This window comes from Bacillus sp. P4_D3, from assembly GCF_056401855.1.
This window is the reverse complement of record NZ_JBFUIN010001149.1, coordinates 1-750: the sequence shown is the minus strand read 5'-3', so window position 1 is coordinate 750 and position 750 is coordinate 1. Positions and strand designations below refer to the sequence as shown.

Annotated in this window: 1 pseudogene; it reads left to right on the top strand. The window is 33.7% G+C overall.

The window, feature by feature from the left end:
• Positions 1–100: 100 nt before the first annotated feature.
• Positions 101–750: pseudogene (locus AC1DTM_RS29905) on the top strand (right-handed parallel beta-helix repeat-containing protein); the annotation flags it as partial.

Here is a 750-nt window from a genome sequence, read left to right as displayed (position 1 = left end):
GTATTAGGTCGTGTTAAATTAACTACAATAATAGAATCAAGTATAAGAATTTTAAAGCAAGAAAAAATTATATGGAAGTCAGTTGAGGCAGGTGAATCAATTGACTATTTATACTGTTGAACTTGGACGTTGGGGTATTAAAAATGATGGAACAGCTTCTAAACAAACTACGGAGGGGCTAAATAACGCATTTGTATGGGCAAAGGATAATGGATTTCAAATAGTTGTTCTACCGAAAGGGAATTATTTAGTAGACAAAGATTCTTCAATTAAATTACTAAACAATACGATATATAGATTTTACGATTGTATCTTTGAAAAGGAAGCAAATAATCTCCCAAAATATAATATACTCCTATGTGATGGAGTGAAAAATGTGGAGATAGCGGGTGCTATAGTAAAAGGTGACAGGGAAAGTCATGATTATTCAAGTGGTGGTACACATGAATGGGGAAGTGGTATTGAATGTAAAAACGCTTGCTATAATATTTTGATAAAAGATTGTGATGTGAGAGAGTGTACAGGAGATGGACTTGTGACATCTATGGATTTTTCAGCAATAGGTGGGATGGCACATCCGAATCACTTTGCAAAAGGAGCTATTGATAGTAAAGGAAATTTAGATACCACTAAAACTAATTATACAACAGTAACAAAATTCTTTGATGTTACTGGAGAATTGGTGAAATCGGTAGGCTATTTTTATTATTCAGGGGACGGATATGGTGGATATGGTAATGGGTGTAATCT